Consider the following 18433-nt stretch of genomic DNA (forward strand, 5'->3'; position numbering starts at 1 on the left):
GCCGGGGCGGGCACGGACTGGGGGAAGACCTGCGCCGCGGCCGGCATCGGCATCCCGGCGCCCTCGGAGGGCTGCGGCGGCGCGGCGGCGGGCATCGCGGCGGCGACGGCCGCGGGCGCGGCGGCCGCGACCAGCCCGGGCCCCGCGGAGCCCATGGCCTGAGCGGCCAGGCCCGGCATGCCCGCGCCGTTGGTGACCAGCCGGTCCACGGCCGCCGTGCCCGAGCTGTAGCTGCTTGCGGCGCTCAGCTCGGGCACGGCGGCTCCCCTCCTGGTCCCGTAGAGCACCTGCTCCAGGCCGGACACCAGGCGACGCACGTCGACCTGGGGGCGCACCACGAGTCTCAGGAAGCGGCTGGACGACCCGATCTTGTTGCCGCACTCGCGGACCAGGATCCGGTGCTCGGCGAGCAGCCGGTCGCGGACCACGGTGCCCTCCGCGCCCACGGGAAGGCGCACGAAGAGGAAGTTCCCCTGCGAGGGGTAGACGGTCAGGCCGGGCAGCGCGGAGAGCTGGCTCGCCATGTCGAGACGGTCCCGGCGCACCTGGAGCAGGCTCTGCGCGTACTCGGGGCCGTGTTCCTTCAGCATGAACACCACGTACTCGGCGAAGGCGTTGAGGTTCCACTTCGGCAGCATCGAGCGGACCCGGCCGGCCAGCGACGGGTTGGCGACCATGTAGCCGAAACGGATGCCGTGCAGACCGAAGTTCTTGCCGAGACTGCGCAGCACGATGACGTTCGGCCGGATCATCGCCTCCTGCACGACGCTGGGTTCCTGCTCGGCGTCCGCGAACTCCAGGAACGACTCGTCGATGACGATCAGGTCCAGGTCGGCCATCGCGTCCATGAACTGCACGAGCGCGTGCTTGTGCAGGAACCCGCCGTCGGGGTTGTTCGGGTTGCAGATGACGGCGACCCGCGTGCCCCGGGTGCGGATGAACTCGGCGTACTGCGCGAGGTCCAGGGCGAAGCCGCTGGACTCCTGGAGCGGGAACATGTCGACCCGCTTGCCGGTCTCCATCGGCTGGTCGGTCCAGCGGCCGAAGGTGGGGACGGGCACGGCGAGGGACTCGCGCACCAGCAGATGGTCGATCCAGGTGATCAGCTCGGTCGATCCGTTGCCCATCGCCACGGCCTGCGGCGGGAGTTGGAGCAGGTTGCACAGCTCGGCGGTGATCGTGTCGGCGCTGCTCGGGTAGTACGTGATGATGTCCCGCAGCCGGGCGGCCATGGTGTCCATCATGGCCGGGGTGGGGAAGTACGGGTTGCACGGGATGCAGAAGTCCACCGGGCCGACTCCCTCGCCGCCCTCGCGTGTCAGCGCCGCCATCGACGGGCTGTGCGCCGCGCTGTTGCGGAACAACGAGGAGACGTTGTCGGCCATGGAACCTCCGTATGGGGCGGGCCCGGCGGGGACGACCGGGCCCGTCGTCATTGGGTGGCCCGCGCGGGGGAGCGCGGGCCGTTCTTACATACGCAGGTGTCGGCGGCGCCGTTCAACCGCTGAGGAATCGATGGAACATTGTGGTTTAACTGTGAAGGGCCCGGTGGGCGGCGGCCACGGGTCAGACGCCGAAGGAGTGGACCGTCGTCGTCCGGTAGACCTCGCCCGGCCGCAGCACCGTGCTCGGGAAGTCCGGCCGGTTCGGCGAGTCCGGGAAGTGCTGGGTCTCCAGGCAGAGGGCGTCGCCCTGGCGGTAGGTGCGGCCGCCGGAGCCGACGAGGCCGCCGTCGAGGAAGTTGCCCGAGTAGAACTGCATCCCCGGCTCGGTGGTCGCGATCGTCAGCGTGCGGCCGGAGGCGGGGTCGCGCAGGACGGCGACGGGCTCGGGCCGGTCGGTGAGGCCCTTGTCGAGGACGTAGTTGTGGTCGACGCCCTTGCTGTGCAGGGACTGCTCGTGGGCGACCCGAAGGTCGCGGCCGACCGGCTTCGCCGTGCGGAAGTCGAAGGGCGTTCCGTCGACGTCGGCGGGCTCGCCGGTGGGGATGAGTCCGGCGTCCACGGGCAGGTAGCGGGAGGCGGCGATCTCCAGCTCGTGGTCGTGCACCGAGCCGCTGCCCTCGCCCGCGAGGTTCCAGTAGACGTGACTGGTCAGGTTGACGACGGTGGCCCGGTCGGTGGTGGCCTCGTAGTCGATGCGCCAGTCCCCGTCGGCGGTGAGCGTGTACGTCACGTGCGCCTGGAGCGTGCCCGGATAGCCCATGTCGCCGTCGGGGCTGGTCAGCCGCAGCCGCAGACCGACGTCCGGGCCCTCGGTGAACGGCTCGGCCTGCCAGACGCGCCGGTCGAAGCCCTCGTCCCCGCCGTGCAGGCTGTGCGCTCCGTCGTTGCGCGGAAGCCGGTGGCTCTCGCCGTCCAGGGTGAAGCGGCCCTCGGCGATGCGGTTGCCGAACCGGCCGATCAGCGCCCCGAAGTACGGACTGCCGGCGACGTAGTCCTCGATGCCGCCGAACCCGAGGGAGACGTTCGCGTACCGGCCATGCCGGTCGGGGATCTCCAGGGACTGCACGATCCCGCCGTAGTCGAGGACCCTCAGCCGGGTCCCGCCGTTCTCCAGCGACCAGCTGGAGACCTCGGCGCCGTCGGCCAGCCTGCCGAAGAACGTCCTCACCGCTTTCCCGCCTTCCACTGCCGCCTCGCTCGTCCCGCTCACCCCGCCCGTCGCGCCGGGGGCGGGTCCCGGTCCTGGAAACAGAGCGGGCCCCGCCTTCCGGCGGGGCCCGCTACCGGTTCAGGAACCGGACTTGCGCTTGTTCCAGACGTCGAACCCGACCGCGATCAGCAGGGCGAGACCCTTGATGACCTGCTGCCAGTCGCTGCCGACGCTGAGGAGGTTCATGCCGTTGTTCAGCACACCGAGGACGAGACCGCCGATGATCGCGCCGAGCACGGTGCCGACGCCGCCGCTCATGGACGCGCCGCCGATGAACGACGAGGCGATGGCCTCGAGTTCGAAGCTGAGACCGGCCTTCGGCGAGGCCGCGTTCAGCCGGGCGGCGACCACCAGACCGGCCAGGGCCGCGAGCACGCCCATGTTCAGGAAGACGAGGAAGGTGACCTTCTTGTCCTTGACGCCGGACAGCTTCGCCGCCGGCAGGTTGCCGCCGATGGCGTAGATGTGACGGCCGAACACCGCGTTGCGCATGATGTAGCCGTAGCCGACCACCAGCAGGCCGAGGATGATCAGGATGATCGGCGCGCCCTTGTAGCTGGCGAGCAGCATCGTGACCGTGAGGACCGCGGCGGCGATGGCGACCAGCTTGAGCAGGAAGAGGTTCAGCGGCACCACGTCGAGCGCGAACTCCTGCTGGCGCTTGCGGTCGCGGACCTCCTGGAGGACGACGAAGGCGAGCAGGACGAAGCCCAGCAGCAGCGTCAGGTTGTGGTAGTTGGTGTCCGGGCCGACCTCCGGGAGGAAGCCGTTGCCCATCTTCTGCAGACCGTCCGGGAACGGGCCGAGGGTCTGGCCCTCCAGGAGGATCTCCGTCAGACCGCGGAAGAGCAGCATGCCCGCGAGGGTGACGATGAAGGAGGGTATGCCGAGATAGGCGATCAGGAAGCCCTGCACCGAGCCGGCCACCGCGCCCACGACCAGGCACAGCACCAGCGCGACGGGCCACGCCACGTCGTGCTGCACCGTGAGGACGGCGGCGAAGGCGCCCGTGAACGCCGTCACCGAACCGACCGACAGGTCGATGTGGCCCGCGATGATCACCAGCATCATGCCGATCGCGAGGATCAGGATGTAGCTGTTCTGAAGGACCAGGTTGGAGACGTTGCGGGGGAGCAGCAGGTCGCCGCCGGTCCACACCTGGAACAGGACCACGAGCAGGCCGAGCGCGATCAGCATGCCGTACTGGCGCATGTTGCGCCGCAGCCCGTCGACGATCAGCTGTAGCACCCCGCCGCCGGCGGCCGAACCCCCGCCCTTCCCGGGCGGCGCCGCCGCCGGGCTCTTGTCGGTCACGTCCGTGCTCATCGCGTTACCTCTTTGTCCTTCGTCATCTGACGCATCAGCACTTCCTGCGTGGCCTCGGCCCGCGGGAACTCGCCCGTGAGCCGTCCGGCGGCCATCGTGTAGATGCGGTCGCACATGCCGAGCAGTTCGGGCAGCTCGGAGGAGATGAAGACGACCGCCTTGCCCTGGGCGGCCAGCTGGTCGATGACCGTGTAGATCTCGAACTTGGCGCCGACGTCGATCCCGCGCGTGGGCTCGTCCAGGATCAGCACGTCGGGACCCGCGAAGATCCACTTGCTGAGGACGACCTTCTGCTGGTTGCCGCCGGACAGCTTGCCCACCGGCTCGAAGACGGTCGGGGCCTTGATGTTCATGGACTTGCGGTAGCCCTCGGAGACCTGCCGCTCCTCGTGCTCGTCGACCACGCCCCGCTTGGCGACCTTGTGCAGGGAGGTCAGCGAGATGTTGCGGTTGATCGTGTCGATGAGGTTGAGGCCGTAGTGCTTGCGGTCCTCGGTGACGTAGGCGATCCCGTGCCCGATCGCCTCGGCGACCGTCCTGGTGCGGATCTCCTTGCCGTCCTTGAGGACCGTGCCGCCCGCGTGCCGGCCGTAGCTGCGTCCGAAGACGCTCATGGCCAGCTCGGTGCGGCCCGCGCCCATGAGTCCCGCGATGCCGACGATCTCCCCGCGGCGCACCTGGATCGACACGTCGTCGACCACCTTGCGCTGCTGGTCGATCGGGTGGTGCACGGTCCAGTCGCGGATCTCCAGGGCCGGAGCCGCGCCCTTCTCCGGCTCGTGCGGGGTGCGCTCGGGGAAGCGGTGGTCGAGGTCGCGGCCGACCATGCCGCTGATGATGCGGTCCTCGGTCGTCTCCGCCGACTTCACGTCGAGCGTCTCGATGGAGTGCCCGTCGCGGATGATCGTCACCGAGTCCGCGACCTTGCGGATCTCGTTGAGCTTGTGGGAGATGATGATCGAGGTGATGCCCTGCTTCTTCAACTCCAGGATGAGATCCAGGAGTTTGCCGCTGTCCTCGTCGTTCAGCGCGGCCGTCGGCTCATCCAGGATGAGCAGCTTCACCTTCTTCGACAGCGCCTTGGCGATCTCCACGAGCTGCTGCTTGCCCACACCGATGTCGGCGACGCGGGTCTCCGGGTGGTCGTCCAGACCGACCCGGCGCAGCAGCTCGGTGGCGTGCCGCAGGGTCTCCCGCCAGTCGATGAACCCGCCCTTGGCGTGTTCGTTGCCGAGGAAGATGTTCTCCGCCAGGGAGAGGTACGGCGACAGCGCCAGCTCCTGGTGGATGATCACAATGCCGTGCTGCTCGCTCGCCCGGATGTCCTTGAACTGGACGACCTCTCCCTCGAAGAGGATGTCGCCCTCGTAACTCCCGTGCGGATGGACGCCGGAGAGCACCTTCATCAAGGTGGACTTCCCGGCGCCGTTCTCACCGCAGATGGCGTGGACCTCGCCCTGACGGACGGTCAACGTTACGTCCGACAGCGCCTTGACGCCGGGAAAGGTCTTGACGATCGAGCGCATTTCCAGGACGGGTCCCGCCATGGTCGTGCCTTCCAATCCGTAAGGTTCGACGCTTACTTGAGCTGGTCCGCCGTGTAGTAACCGCCGTCGACGAGCTCCTTCTGGTAGTTCGTCTTGTCGACGCTCACCGGCTGGAGCAGGTAGGCGGGGACGACCTTGGTGCCGTTGTCGTACGACTTGGTGTCGTTGATCTCGGGCTTCTTGCCGTTCAGGGTGGCGTCGACCATGTCCGTGGCGACCTGGGCGAGCTTGCGCAGGTCCTTGTAGACGGTCATCGACTGCTGGCCCGCGATGATCGACTTCACCGACGCCAGCTCGGCGTCCTGACCGCTGATGACCGGCAGGGGCTTGGCGGCGGTGCCGTAGCCGTCCGACTTCAGTGCGGCGATGATGCCGATGGAGATGCCGTCGTAGGGCGAGAGGACGGCGTCGACCTTGCCGCTCTTGTACGACGAGGTGAGGATGTCCTCCATGCGCTTCTGGGCGGTGGCGCCGTCCCAGCGCAGGGTGGTGACCTGGGTCATCTTGGTCTGGCCGGACTTGACGACCAGCTTCTTGCTGTCGATGTACGGCTGGAGCACGCTCATCGCGCCGTTGAAGAAGTACTTGGTGTTGTTGTCGTCGTTGGAGCCGGCGAACAGCTCGATGTTGAAGGGGCCCTTGCCGGACGCCACGCCCAGCTTGTCCACGAGGTAGGTGGCCTGGAGCTTGCCGACCTTCTCGTTGTCGAAGGACGCGTAGTAGTCGACGTTCTTCGAGCCGAGGATCAGGCGGTCGTAGGAGATGACCGGGATCTTGGCGTCGGCCGCCTGCTGGAGCACGTTGTTCAGCGACTTGTTGTCGATGGCCGCGATGATCAGCGCCTTGACGCCCTGGGTGATCAGGTTCTCGATCTGCGAGACCTGCTGGTCGGGGTCGTCCTCGCCGAAGACCAGCTTGGTCTTGTAGCCCTTGGCCTTGAGGTCCTTCTCGACGTTCGCGCCGTCGGTGATCCAGCGCTCCGAGGACTTGGTCGGCATCGCGATGCCGATGGTCCCGCCCTTGGCGTCGCCCGCCTTCTCCTCGCTGCCACCCTCGCCGGACTGGCCGCAGGCGGACAGGGTGAGGGCGAGGGAGGCGGCTCCGGCTATGGCGGCGAGGGCGGCTCTGCGGTTACGCATGATCATCATCCTTGATGTGTGTGCAGTGGTCGGTCTCGCGCTGCGAAGGACGCTTCCGGAGCGAGCGCCGGAAAGACCGAGAAGCGATGTGTGGGATTCTGCGCGCCTGTGTCGGCTTCTGTGAAGCGAGGTTTCCGGAACGTTATGACGGCATGTCGAACCTGTTCAGTTCGCCGGGCAGTCGCGAGCCGAGCGGGGCCATGTCGCCGTCGGCTCCGTGGCGCGCGAGCAGGTCGAGGGCGAGCCTGCCGCGGCGCACCCGCTCGCGTGCGGTGGAGAGCGCGAGATCGCGCAGGTGGTGGCCGTAGGGGTAGATCCCGGGGGCCTTGGACAGGCCGAACTTCAGGTAGAGCGGCGCGCCGCGCCGGATCAGTTCGGCGACCTCGTACATGCGGATGTAGCCGCCCAGATCGTCGGGAGCCTCGATGTACATGTCCATCGGGGCGCCCGACGCCCGCCGGATCTCCGTGAGGTGATCGAGCGTCAGGTCGCTGGGCACGTTGACCGAGTCCGCGCCGAGACGCTCGTAGACCGCGTAGGCGGCCGGGTTGACGGGGCCGATGAGCGCCGACACCTTCAGCGTCGTGTCGGCCGGGATGATGCCCGCCGCCCGGGCGCGGTGCAGCGTCCACAGGACGCCCTCGTCCGCGACGAGCAGGCACTTGACGCCCAACTCCGTCGCGCGCACGGCGTCTTCGACGCAGCCCGCTACGGCGTCGTGGCCGCGGGCGCGCAGCCCGCCGCCCTTGGAGTCGGTCCGGGTCGAGCCGCCGATGTCCCAGGTGCCGCGCGGGCCGGTGAACAGGCAGAGCTCGATGTCGCGTTCAGCGGTGGCGTCGACCATCTCGGTGATCTCGGCGTCGGTCAGCATCCACACGCCGCTGCCCTGGCTGATCCGGTGGATCGGCACGTCCAGGCGCGAGGCCTCCTTGAGGATGACCGCCAGCGCTTCGGGGCCCTCGCACGAAGGGACCTCGGTGCGCCAGCGGCCGCCGCCCGGGAAGGCATGGGGAGAGGCGTCGGCGGGATCGAGGGCGGGCGCGCCCAGGCCGAGAGCGGTGAGCGCCTGCTCACCGGGTCGGCGGGCTGCCGGGGTGGAAGCGTCGGTGGTCACATGCCGTCCTTCGTGTTCGGTATTTCGGTCAGGGTTCGCGGCTCAGGTCGTGCAGGGGCTTGGGTGTACACCGGCACGGGGACCGTCAGGGAGGTCCGCGTGCCGGCGTACGGCTCGTCGGGGCCTACGGCCTGAGCAGCACCTTGCCCACCTTCGGGTCACCGGACCCCACGAGCTCGATGGCCTCGGAGAACTCGGCCAGCGCAAGCTCGTGCGTGACCAGCGGCAGCGGATCCAGCAGTCCCGCCCCGAACACCCGGACGGTGTGCGACCAGGCGTCCGGCGGTGCGCCGAAGACGGTGTGCACCTCCAGCTGCCTGACGACCAGGTCCGTCGGGTCGAGCCCGGCGGCGCCCGGCGCCGGGATGCCGGTCAGGACCAGCCGGCCGCCGCGCCGGAGCAACGACGCGGCCGTCCGCGCCGCGGACGCGGAACCGGCGGTCTCGATGACGACGTCGAAGTCGTCGGGGAGCTCCTGGTCCCGGGTGCGGAAGTCGGAGGCCCCGAACTGCCGGGAGAGCCCCTCCCGGTCCCGCCGCGTGCCCACCACCAGCAGCTCGGCGGGCGAGCCCGCCTTCAGGAACTGCACGGCGAACATGCCCAGCGTCCCGGTGCCGACGACGGCCACCCTCTCGCCCGGCAGCGCGCGCGCCTTGATCGCGGCGGCCGCGATGCAGGCGGCCGGCTCCAGCAGGGCGGCGGCGGTCAGGTCGGCGTCGTCCGGGAGGACGTGCAGCAGCCGGGCCGGGAGGGTGAGGGTGGCGGCCATCGCGCCCGGCTGGGTGAAGCCGGTCTCCTCGTACCCGTCCGTGCACAGCGTCGTCTCGCCCGCGTGGCAGCGGTCGCAGACCTGGCAGTTGCGGAACCCCTCGCCCACCACCTTGCGGCCGACGAGCGACGCGGGGACCCCGGCGCCGACCGCCTCGACCGTCCCGGACCACTCGTGGCCGGGGGTCAGCGGGTATCGGACGTACCCCTCGGGCCGGTTGCCCTGGTACACCTCGCGGTCGCTGCCGCAGATCCCGGTGGCGTGGACGCGCACCAGCGCCTCGCCGGCCTCCGGCTGCCGCGGCTCGTGCGGGACGAGCCGGTGTTCGCCCGGCCGGTCGACGACGACAGCGGTGCTCACTTGCTGCCCTTCGGCTTGCGCTGCTCCCAGCCCTCGGCCCACAGGTCGAAGCGGGCCTGCTGCTGCGGGAACTCGGCGGCGGCGTCCACGTCCAGCTCGACGCCGAGGCCGGGCTTGTCGGAGAGGTGGAAGTAGCCGTCGATCACCTCGGGCGCGCCCTTGACGACCTTCTTGATCTCCGCGTCGGCGAAGTCGTTGAAGTGCTCGAGGATCTTGAAGTTCGGGGCGGTGAAGCCGACCTGGAGGGAGGCGGCGGTCAGCACCGGGCCGCCGACGTTGTGCGGGGCCACGAGCATGTAGTGGGTCTCGGCGGTCGCGGCCAGCTTGCGCGTCTCCCAGATGCCGCCGATGTGGCCGACGTCCGGCTGGATGATGTCGACGGCCTGGCTCTCGAAGAGCTCGCGGAACTCGATGCGGTCGTGGATGCGCTCACCGGTGGCGACCGGGATGTCGACCTTCGCGGCGACCTTCTCCAGGGCCTTCAGGTTCTCCGGCGGGCACGGCTCCTCCAGCCACGCGGGCTTGAACGGCGCGAGCTCGTTGGCCAGCCGCACGGCGGTGGCGGGGGAGAAGCGGCCGTGCATCTCCAGCATCAGTTCGGCGTCCGGCCCGATGGCGTCGCGCACGGCCTCGATGAGGGAGACGGCGTACAAAGACTGCTGGTGGTCGAGCTCGAAGTGACCGGTGCCGAAGGGGTCGATCTTGAGGGCCTTGTAGCCGCGCTCCATGACGCCCTTGGCGGCCTTGTGGTAGGCCTCCGGGGTGCGCTCGGTGGTGTACCAGCCGTTGGCGTAGGCCTTGACCTTGTCCGTGACCTTGCCGCCGAGCAGCTGCCAGACCGGCACGCCGAGCGCCTTGCCCTTGATGTCCCAGCAGGCCATCTCGACGACGGCGATGCCCGACATCACGATCTCGCCGGCGCGCCCGTAGTCGCCGTACTTCATCCGGCGCGCGAGGTCCTCGACAGCGAACGGGTCGGACCCGAGAATGTGGTTGGCCTCTGCCTCCTTCAGGTACCCGATCAGCGCGTCGGTGTGGCCCAGCATGCGGGTCTCTCCGACACCCGTGATGCCCTCGTCGGTGTGCACCAGGACGTAGGTCAGGTTCCGCCACGGCGTCCCGACGACGTGCGTGCTGATTCCGGTGATGCGCACGGAAGTTACCCTTCGGCTGTTCGAGATTTCGTCACACGTTCGAAATGCTGACCAGACAGTAAAGATGGCGCGAGCGGAGTGTCAATGGGTCGAACAGGTAACGGTTTCGACAGTTTCGCCGACCCTTTCGACCTTTGGGGTGCGGACGTGTGGGGTAGGTCACTCTGATTGTCGCGCCGTATGGCCGGTTTCCCACACAACCTTCACAGGCGCGGCCGGGAACGCGGTCGCCCGGGAACTTAGTCTCTCCGCGTCATGGACTACTGCCACCCGTGCCGACGGCACCTCAACGGCGCCCTCGCCTGCCCGGGATGCGGCGCACCCGCCGAGCAGCTACGCGCGTATCCGCAGAGCGCGTACGAGCCGGAGCCGCGGCTGCCCGACCCGCAGCCCCAGCCGTACGGCGCGCAGCCGTACGAGGCCCAGGGGTACGACGCCCAGCCGTACGACGCGCAGTCCCACGACCCGCAGCCGTACGCGAGCGAACCGCACGCCCCCGCCTCCGGGCAAGGGGCGCACGAGCACGACGCCCACGACGAGCGCGACGCCCACGACGAGCACGACGGCCTCGACGATGACGGCGACGAGCCGCAGGGGCGGGCCGCGCGCCGCCGTGAGCAGGGGCGCGGCGGACGCAGGGGCCCCGGCGGGACGCCGGTCGCGCCCGACGCCGGACGGCGCGACCGCAAGGCCTCCGTCCACCGTCGTCGCCGCAGGCGCCTGGTGCTGATCGGCGTCGGCTTCGCCCTGGCGGCGGGCGGTCTCAGTCTGGCCGAACTCGGCGTGGACGCGCCGGGGTTCTCCTCGCCGTCCGACCCGGCGGCCGCCGGCGGGGAGTCGTCCGAGCTCGACGGTGCGACGCCGGAGCCGAGCGTGTCCGCGCAGCCGCTGGACGACGGGAGCGACGCCGGCGCGGACAAGGCCTCGCCCTCCGCCGACTCCTCCGCCTCGCCGTCGGGCTCGGCGTCGCCGTCGCCCTCCGCGACAAGGGGGACGGCCGGCCCGTCCCCGGACAAGCAGGCCCAGTCGGGCGAGCTCCCCGGCTCCTCCGGGGCGAGCTCCGGCGCGACGGCCCCGTCGGACCCGGGCGGCTCCGGCTCCACGCCGACCCCCCGGCCGACCGCCTCGGGCGCCTCCCCGCAGCCCTCCCCGTCGCAGACCTGCACCCGCTTCCTGTGGTGGTGCTCCTGAGGGCCGACTCCCCTTCGGACGCGGGGGAGTTCGCCGTCGCGGAGCGGGTGTGCGCACCGCCGTGGAGCCCCGCGGGCGTCGTCCCGGGGGCGCGGGTGCGTGTGGACGGTTCGTCCAGGGCGGCGCAACGGCCCTCCCGGTGGCCGAAGTTCGCTCCGCCCGTGCCCGGATCCGCGCGCTCCGGCGAGCGGCGGGGGTCTCGGCCGAGCGCCGGGCCGCCTCGGTGCTTTCGGGCCCTTCGCGCCCCTGACCAGGGATGACGGTTCGGAGGGCTACGACGCGTTATGCAACCGTGACGACGTATGGCATGCAGCCCTCTTGACCGCCGTGAATTGTTAGCGCTCACAATGACCTCCGCATTCACCCGTCAACGCCCAGCGCCGGCAGGGGGAGGGACGAGCGTCGTGCCGACATTGCCTCGACTCGCCTTCCCCGTCGGCGTCTTCGGGCCCTCCGGGATCCCGGAGTGACGTCGGCGGCGCGCAAGCGTCCGCCCGCACCGCAGGCCGTGTCGACGAACGAGAGGCAAGGAGGGGCGCCCGTGGCACACACCCGGCTTCGGCCGCCCACCATGGCCGACGTGGCCCGCCGGGCCGGCGTGTCCCACCAGACCGTGTCCCGCGTGCTGGGGGACCACCCCAACGTGCGGGAGGCGACGCGGGCCCGGGTGCTGCGCGCGATCGAGGAGATGGGCTATCGCCGCAACTTCTCCGCGCGGGCGCTGGCGACCCGGCGGACCCGGACGCTGGGCGTGGTCGCCTCCGACACCACCCTGTACGGGCCGGCCAGCACGCTGTTCGCGCTGGAGGAGGCGGCGCGGGCCGAGGGGTACCTCGTCTCGACGGTCAGTCTGCGCAGACTGACCATGGAGAGTCTGGCCGAGGCCCTGGACCACCTCAGCGAGGGCGGGGTCGAGGGGGTGGTCGCCATCGCGCCGCAGCGTTCGGCGGTGGACGCCCTCACCGAACTGCGCCACCCGTTCCCCGTGGTGGTCGTGGGCGGCGGGACCGGGGTGGACATCCCCGGCGTCGGCGTGGACCAGCTCCTGGGCGCGCGGCTGGCCACCGGCCATCTGCTGGCCGCCGGCCACCGCACGGTCTGGCATCTCGCCGGGCCCGAGGAGTGGCAGGAGGCGGCCGACCGGGCCGCCGGCTGGCGGGACACCCTCGAGTCCGCGGGCGTCGAGCCGCCCATGCTGTTGCGCGGCGACTGGAGTCCGCTGTCGGGCTACCGTGCGGGCCAGGAACTGGCCGGCTGGGTGGGCCGGGGGCTGACCGCGGTGTTCGTCGCCAACGACCAGATGGCGCTGGGGGTGTTGAGGGCCCTGCGCGAGGCGGGGGTGCGCACCCCCCAGGACGTGGCGGTGGTCGGCTTCGACGACATTCCGGAAGCCGAGTTCTTCGCCCCGCCGCTGACCACCGTGCGGCAGGACTTCTCGGCGGTGGGCAAGCGGGGGATCGCGCTCCTCCTGGACCTGATCGAGGGCCGGCCGGCCGCCACCGCCCCCCGGGTGGCGGTCGAACCCCAGCTCGTCGTCCGCGCCAGCACCTTCCCCTACGCCGCCCAGCCGGACGGCGCACCCCTCTGACGAACCCTCGGCCGAACCGCTCCGGCAGTGTGGCCGAAATCCCGAACAGTGATCGACAGGCTGGACGCAGTGCAGCCGGTCCCGTCAAGTACCAGCAGGTCCGTCCCCGGGCCGGCTCTTCAAAGGAGAAGAACATGCTCAGCAGAAGGAACTTCCTCACCGCGGCGGTCGGCGTGGCGGCGGCGGGCGGTCTGACGGCCTGCGCCAAGAAGGACGACGACTCCTCCGGCTCCTCCTCCTCGGGCGGCAGCAAGACGATCACCCTCGGCTTCTCCCAGGTCGGCTCGGAGAGCGGCTGGCGCAGCGCCAACACCACCTCGGTGAAGGACGCGGCCAAGGAGGCGGGCTACAACCTCAAGTTCTCCGACGCGCAGCAGAAGCAGGAGAACCAGATCTCCGCGATCCGCAGCTACATCGCGCAGAAGGTGGACGTCATCGCCTTCTCGCCGGTGGTCGTCACCGGCTGGGACGCGGTCCTCAAGGAGGCCAAGGCCGCGAAGATCCCGGTCGTCCTCACCGACCGCTCGGTGGAGACCTCCGACGACTCCCTGTACGTCACGCTGGTCGGCTCCGACTTCACCGACGAGGGCCGCCGCGCCGGCAAGATCCTGGAGAAGGTGCTGGAGAAGGCCGGCCACAAGGGCCCGGTGAAGATCGCCCAGCTGGAGGGCACCACCGGCGCCGCCCCGGCGATCGAGCGCGCCAAGGGCTTCAAGGAGGTCATGGACGCCGACCACAAGGACGACTGGAAGATCGTCGTCAGCCAGACCGGTGACTTCACCCGTGCCGGCGGCAAGCAGGTCATGGCGGCCTTCCTCCAGTCCAACCCGGACATCAACGTCCTGTTCGCGCACAACGACGACATGGCCATCGGCGCCATCCAGTCCATCGAGGCGGCCGGCAAGAAGCCCGGCAAGGACATCCTGATCGTCTCGATCGACGGCGTGAAGGACGGCTTCGTGGCCATGTCCGAGGGCAAGATCAACGCCATCGTCGAGTGCAACCCGCTCCTCGGCCCCCAGCTGATGGACACCGTGAAGAAGGTCAAGAACGGCGAGAAGGTCGAGCGCTGGATCAAGACCAAGGAGGGCGACTTCATGCAGGACCAGGCCAAGGCCGCGCTCCCGAGCCGCAAGTACTGACCGACGCACCCACCGGCAGGGAGCCCGCGGCCGACCGAGCGCCATCGGTCCCGGGGCTCCCTGCGGGCCTGAACCAATCTCATGAGGAGCGCTGCCATGGCAGAGCCGCGGCCCGTCCTGGAAATGGCGGGCATAGTCAAGGAGTTTCCGGGGGTACGGGCTCTGTCGGACGTCGACTTCCGGCTCTTCCCCGGCGAGATCCACGCCCTGATGGGCGAGAACGGGGCGGGCAAGTCCACCCTCATCAAGGTGCTCACCGGCGTCTACTCCCTGGACGGCGGCACGATCACCCTGGACGGCCGGTCCGTGCGGATCACCAGCCCGCTGCAAGCTCAGCAGGCCGGCATCAGCACGGTCTACCAGGAGGTCAACCTCTGCCCGAACCTGTCGGTGGCGGAGAACATCTTCATCGGACGCGAGCCCACGCGCATGGGCCGCATCCAGTGGAAGCGGCTGCGCCGGGAGGCCGCGGAGCTGGTGGACCGGCTCGGGCTGGACATCGACGTCAGCGCGCCCCTGTCCTCGTACCCGCTGGCGGTCCAGCAACTGGTCGCCATCGTGCGGTCGTTGAACACCGGTGACGGTGACGGTGACGGGCCGGGCACCAAGGTGCTCGTCCTCGACGAGCCGACCTCCAGCCTCGACCGCGACGAGGTCCTCCAACTCTTCGCCCTGATGCGGCGGTTGAAGGACGAGGGCGTCGCGATCCTGTTCGTCTCGCACTTCCTCGACCAGATCTACGAGGTCTGCGACCGGATGACCGTGCTGCGCAACGGCACCCTGGTCGGCGAGCACATGGTGAGCGACCTCGACCAGGTCGGCCTCGTCCAGCTCATGCTCGGCAAGGCCATGGGCCAGCTCGACGAGCTCCACGAACACCAGCTGCGCTCCGACGCGGGCGAGACCCTCGTCCAGGCGGACGGCCTCGGCCGGACCGGCGGCATCGCGCCCTTCGACCTGGAGATCAGGAAGGGCGAGGTGATCGGGCTCGCCGGTCTGCTCGGATCGGGCCGCACCGAACTCGCCCGGCTGCTCTTCGGCGCCGACCAGCCGGACACCGGCAAGGTGACGATCGGCGGCCGCCAGGTCTCCATGAGCGCCCCCAACGACGCCATCGGCGCGGGGGTCGCGTTCTGCTCCGAGAACCGCAAGAGCGAGGGCCTGGTACCCGACCTGACGGTGCGGGAGAACATCATCCTGGCCCTGCAGGCCTCGCGCGGCTGGACCCGGCCCATCCCGGTCGCCCAGCGCGACGAACTCGTCGCCAAGTACATCAAGGCGCTCGACATCCGCCCGGCCAACCCCGAGGCCAGGGTGGGCCAGCTCAGCGGCGGCAACCAGCAGAAGGTGCTGCTGGCCCGCTGGCTGATCACCCAGCCGAAGCTGCTGATCCTCGACGAGCCGACCCGCGGCATCGACATCGGCGCCAAGGCGGAGATCCAGAAGCTCGTCGTCTCGCTCTCCGAGGAGGGCATGTCCGTGCTGTACATCGCGGCCGAGCTGGAGGAGGTGCTCCGGCTCAGCCACACCATCGGTGTGCTGCGTGACCGCCGGCTGGTGGCGCAGATCGCCAACGGGCCCGACATCACCACGAGCCGGATCCTGGAGACCATCGCGAGCGGAGAGCACCAGTGACCACGTCCTCGACCACCTCGTCCCGGTGGCGGGCACTGACCCGCCACCACCTGTTCTGGCCCGTGGCGGTGCTCGTCCTCCTGCTGCTCGTCAACGTCCCCTTCACCCCCGACTTCTTCTCGGTCAGGATGGCGGACGGCCACCTGTACGGCAGCCTCGTCTCGATCGTGCTGTTCGGCTCGCCCCTGATCCTGGTGGCGGTCGGCATGACCCTGGTCATCGCCACCGGCGGCATCGACCTCTCCGTCGGCGCGGTGGTCGCCATCACCGGCGCGCTGGCCTGCTCCTACATCAGCGACCAGCACGACCAGGGCGCGCTGTCCGGGGTGCTGCTCGCGATGGGGCTCGGGCTGCTGGCCGCGGTCGTGTGCGGACTGTGGAACGGCTTCCTGGTGGCCCGGATGGGCATCCAGCCGATCATCGCGACCCTGATCATCATGGTCGCCGGGCGCGGCGTCGCCCAGCTGATCACCGACGGGCAGATCATCACGATCAACAGCGAGCCGTACAAGCTGATCGGCGGCGGCTACTGGCTGACCCTGCCGTTCTCCATCTTCGTGGTGGCCGCCGTCGTCGCCGTCACCGTGGCGCTGACCCGGCGCACGGCGCTCGGCCTGCTGGTCGAGGCGGTCGGCGGCAACGCCGAGGCCAGCCGGCTGGTCGGCATCAGGTCCCGGCGGATCAAGATCATGGTCTACATGTTCTGCGCGCTGTGCGCGGGCATCGCCGGACTGATGATCAGCTCCAACACCTCGGCCGCCGACGGCAACAACGCCGGCCTGTGGATCGAACTCGACGCGATCCTCGCCGTGGTCATCGGCGGCACCTCGCTGCTGGGCGGCCGGTTCTCCATCGGCGGCACGGTGGTGGGCGCCCTCGTCATCCAGACCCTGACCACCACGATCTACACCATCGGCGTGCCCACCCAGACCAACCTGGTCTTCAAGGCCGCCGTCGTCATCGTCGTCTGCCTGCTCCAGTCCCCGAAGTTCCGCGCCAAGGTCTTCGGCGCGAAGTTCGCCGCCCGGTTCGCGGCCAAGGGCGGCGCCAAGCCGGCCGCGGCCGACCCCGCCGCGGCGACCGAGGCCGCTCCCCAGATGGAGGTGTCGTGATGAGCGCGACCACCCAGAGCCCCACGGCCTCCGACAGCCGTACGCCGCCCCCCTCCCGGGCCGCCCGGGCGCTCGGCGACCGGCGGCTGCCCGTCGCGGTGACGGCCCTGCTCTTCCTGCTGATGTACGGCGGCGGCCTGGCCCGGTACCAGTACTACGGCTTCGGTGAACCGCAGGTCTTCCTGAACCTGTTCATCGACAACGGCTATCTGCTGGTCGCCGCCGTCGGCGTCACCTTCGTCATCCTGTCCGGCGGCATCGACCTCTCCGTCGGCTCGATGATCGGCTTCACGACGATGTTCACGGCCTGGCTGGTGGAGCGCCAGGGCCTGCCCCTCCTCGTCGTGGTCCCCATGGCGCTGGCCGTGGGCGCCTTCGGCGGCTTCCTCATGGGCTACGTGATCCACAACTTCGAGATCCAGCCCTTCATCGTGACCCTCGCCGGCCTCTTCCTCTTCCGCGGTCTGTGCCTGGTCATCAGCAAGGAGTCGATCTCCATCGGCGACTCCACGGTCAGCAGCCTGGCCCAGGCGCAGGCCTCGCTGGGGGTGGGGTTCCTGTCGATCGGCGCGATCGTCTCCCTCGTCGTCCTCGCGGTGGCGTTCTACGTGCTGCACTACACGCGCTTCGGCCGCCGGGTGTACGCCATCGGCGGCAACGAGCAGTCGGCCATGCTGATGGGGCTCCCGCAGGGCGGCACCAAGATCGCCGTGTACACGGTGAGCGGGTTCTGCTCGGCGCTCGCCGGACTGCTGTTCACGCTCTACATCCAGTCCGGCGACCCGCTGCACGCCACCGGCATGGAGCTCGACGCGATCGCCGCGGTCGTCATCGGCGGCACGCTGCTGACGGGCGGCTCCGGCTATGTCCTGGGCACCCTGTTCGGCGTTCTCGTCCTCGGCCTGATCAAGAGCATCATCCAGTTCGAGGGCACGCTCAGCTCCTGGTGGACGAAGATCGCCACCGGTGTGCTCCTGTGCGCGTTCATCCTGGTCCAGCGCTTCATGACCACCCGCAAGAAGGCCTGAACCGCACACCGCGTCAGGACCCGACCGGTCCCAGCCCCCGGCCCGAGCAGGCATCCTCGGACGGGGGCTGCCCGGCGTCCGGCGACGGCACCGCCGGACGCGTCGGAGCCCACCCCTACGGGCGGTCGCTCTCGGCCGTGAGCATGCGGTGCAGCAGGCCGCGCAGCACCACGCGCTCCGCCTCGGCCAGCCCCGCGAGCGGCTCACGGGCGAAGCGCAGCGACTCGCGCAGCCCCCGGGCGATCCGCCGGCCCTCCTCGGTGGGCGCCGCCAGCTTCACGCGGCGGTCGGCCGGGTCGGGGCGCCGTTCCACGAGGCCGCGCGACTCCAGCCGGTCGACGATGCCGGTCACGTTCGACGGCTCGCACTTCAGCTTCTGCGCCAGCTTGCGCATCGGCAGCGGCTCCAGCGAGAGCAGGCTCAGCAGCCTGGCCTGCGCGCCGGTCAGCGAGTGGCCGGCGGCGGCGTCCTCGTAGTCCTCGTGGAAACGGGCCACGACCTCGCCGATCAGCTCGACGACCTCCAGGGTCAGGGCGTCGGGAAGCGTGGCGGGGCCGGCCGGACCGGTCGGCCCGTGGGTCTTCTGCTCGGACGGATGTGAGGCGGACATGGATCCAGGGTACCCGTTTACTTGACATCCTGAAATATTCAGGAGCATGGTTGTTTCAGGTAC

Annotated in this window: 15 protein-coding genes; 6 read left to right on the forward strand and 9 right to left on the reverse strand. The window is 70.0% G+C overall.

What is annotated here, in order from left to right:
• From KMS84_RS21485 to KMS84_RS21520, 8 genes are all read right to left on the reverse strand, one after another.
• The coding region (locus tag KMS84_RS21485) for a pyridoxal phosphate-dependent aminotransferase (RefSeq protein WP_256917996.1) at positions 1–1385 on the reverse strand (1385 nt) is incomplete at its 3' end.
• Between the two features lie 181 nt (positions 1386–1566).
• A complete protein-coding gene (locus KMS84_RS21490; protein ID WP_256917997.1) occupies positions 1567–2655 on the reverse strand; it encodes an aldose epimerase family protein in 1089 nt (362 codons plus the stop codon).
• A 78-nt stretch (positions 2656–2733) separates the two neighbouring features.
• The gene (mmsB, locus tag KMS84_RS21495) at positions 2734–3981 is read right to left on the reverse strand and encodes a multiple monosaccharide ABC transporter permease (protein WP_256917998.1); all 1248 of its coding nucleotides are present in this window, start codon (positions 3979–3981) and stop codon (positions 2734–2736) included.
• Complete coding sequence (gene mmsA / locus KMS84_RS21500; RefSeq protein ID WP_256917999.1) at positions 3978–5528, reverse strand: multiple monosaccharide ABC transporter ATP-binding protein; 1551 nt, start codon at positions 5526–5528, stop codon at positions 3978–3980. Before mmsA ends, mmsB begins: the two co-directional genes overlap by 4 nt.
• Positions 5529–5560: 32 nt before the next feature.
• Positions 5561–6667, reverse strand: coding sequence for a multiple monosaccharide ABC transporter substrate-binding protein (chvE, locus tag KMS84_RS21505; RefSeq protein ID WP_107444124.1), 1107 nt, complete (start codon positions 6665–6667; stop codon positions 5561–5563).
• Positions 6668–6809: 142 nt separating this feature from the next.
• Positions 6810–7781: a hypothetical protein gene (locus KMS84_RS21510; RefSeq protein ID WP_256918003.1), complete on the reverse strand. Its 972-nt coding sequence runs from the start codon at positions 7779–7781 to the stop codon at positions 6810–6812.
• 124 nt (positions 7782–7905) lie between these two features.
• Positions 7906–8910, reverse strand: a complete 1005-nt coding sequence (locus tag KMS84_RS21515; RefSeq protein WP_256918004.1) for a zinc-dependent alcohol dehydrogenase — start codon at positions 8908–8910, stop codon at positions 7906–7908.
• Complete coding sequence (locus KMS84_RS21520) at positions 8907–10064, reverse strand: mandelate racemase/muconate lactonizing enzyme family protein (protein WP_109001443.1); 1158 nt, start codon at positions 10062–10064, stop codon at positions 8907–8909. Before KMS84_RS21520 ends, KMS84_RS21515 begins: the two co-directional genes overlap by 4 nt.
• Before the next feature lie 255 nt (positions 10065–10319).
• Between KMS84_RS21520 and KMS84_RS21525 the strand changes: the two genes are divergently transcribed.
• The 6 genes from KMS84_RS21525 (at position 10320) to yjfF (ending at position 17760) form a co-directional block, all read left to right on the forward strand.
• On the forward strand, positions 10320–11255 hold the full coding sequence (locus tag KMS84_RS21525) for an SCO2400 family protein (RefSeq protein WP_256918005.1): 936 nt from the start codon (positions 10320–10322) through the stop codon (positions 11253–11255).
• A gap of 541 nt (positions 11256–11796) precedes the next feature.
• On the forward strand, positions 11797–12843 hold the full coding sequence (locus KMS84_RS21530; protein ID WP_256918006.1) for a LacI family DNA-binding transcriptional regulator: 1047 nt from the start codon (positions 11797–11799) through the stop codon (positions 12841–12843).
• 134 nt (positions 12844–12977) lie between these two features.
• Positions 12978–13985 (forward strand): ABC transporter substrate-binding protein, encoded by a 1008-nt coding sequence (locus KMS84_RS21535; protein WP_256918007.1) that lies wholly within the window; start codon positions 12978–12980, stop codon positions 13983–13985.
• A gap of 96 nt (positions 13986–14081) precedes the next feature.
• The gene (locus KMS84_RS21540; protein ID WP_256918008.1) at positions 14082–15620 is read left to right on the forward strand and encodes a sugar ABC transporter ATP-binding protein; all 1539 of its coding nucleotides are present in this window, start codon (positions 14082–14084) and stop codon (positions 15618–15620) included.
• Entirely contained in the window at positions 15617–16732 is a 1116-nt protein-coding gene (locus tag KMS84_RS21545; protein WP_256918009.1) for an ABC transporter permease, read from the forward strand. Before KMS84_RS21540 ends, KMS84_RS21545 begins: the two co-directional genes overlap by 4 nt.
• A complete protein-coding gene (yjfF, locus tag KMS84_RS21550) occupies positions 16732–17760 on the forward strand; it encodes a galactofuranose ABC transporter, permease protein YjfF (protein WP_256918011.1) in 1029 nt (342 codons plus the stop codon). The genes KMS84_RS21545 and yjfF overlap by 1 nt, the downstream gene beginning before the upstream one ends.
• Positions 17761–17875: 115 nt before the next feature.
• On the opposite strand, the gene KMS84_RS21555 is transcribed toward yjfF, so the two are convergent.
• A complete protein-coding gene (locus KMS84_RS21555; protein WP_438818968.1) occupies positions 17876–18370 on the reverse strand; it encodes a MarR family winged helix-turn-helix transcriptional regulator in 495 nt (164 codons plus the stop codon).
• Positions 18371–18433: the final 63 nt, after the last annotated feature.

It is taken from the genome of Streptomyces hilarionis, assembly GCF_024539675.1.
GTDB lineage: Bacteria > Actinomycetota > Actinomycetes > Streptomycetales > Streptomycetaceae > Streptomyces > Streptomyces hilarionis.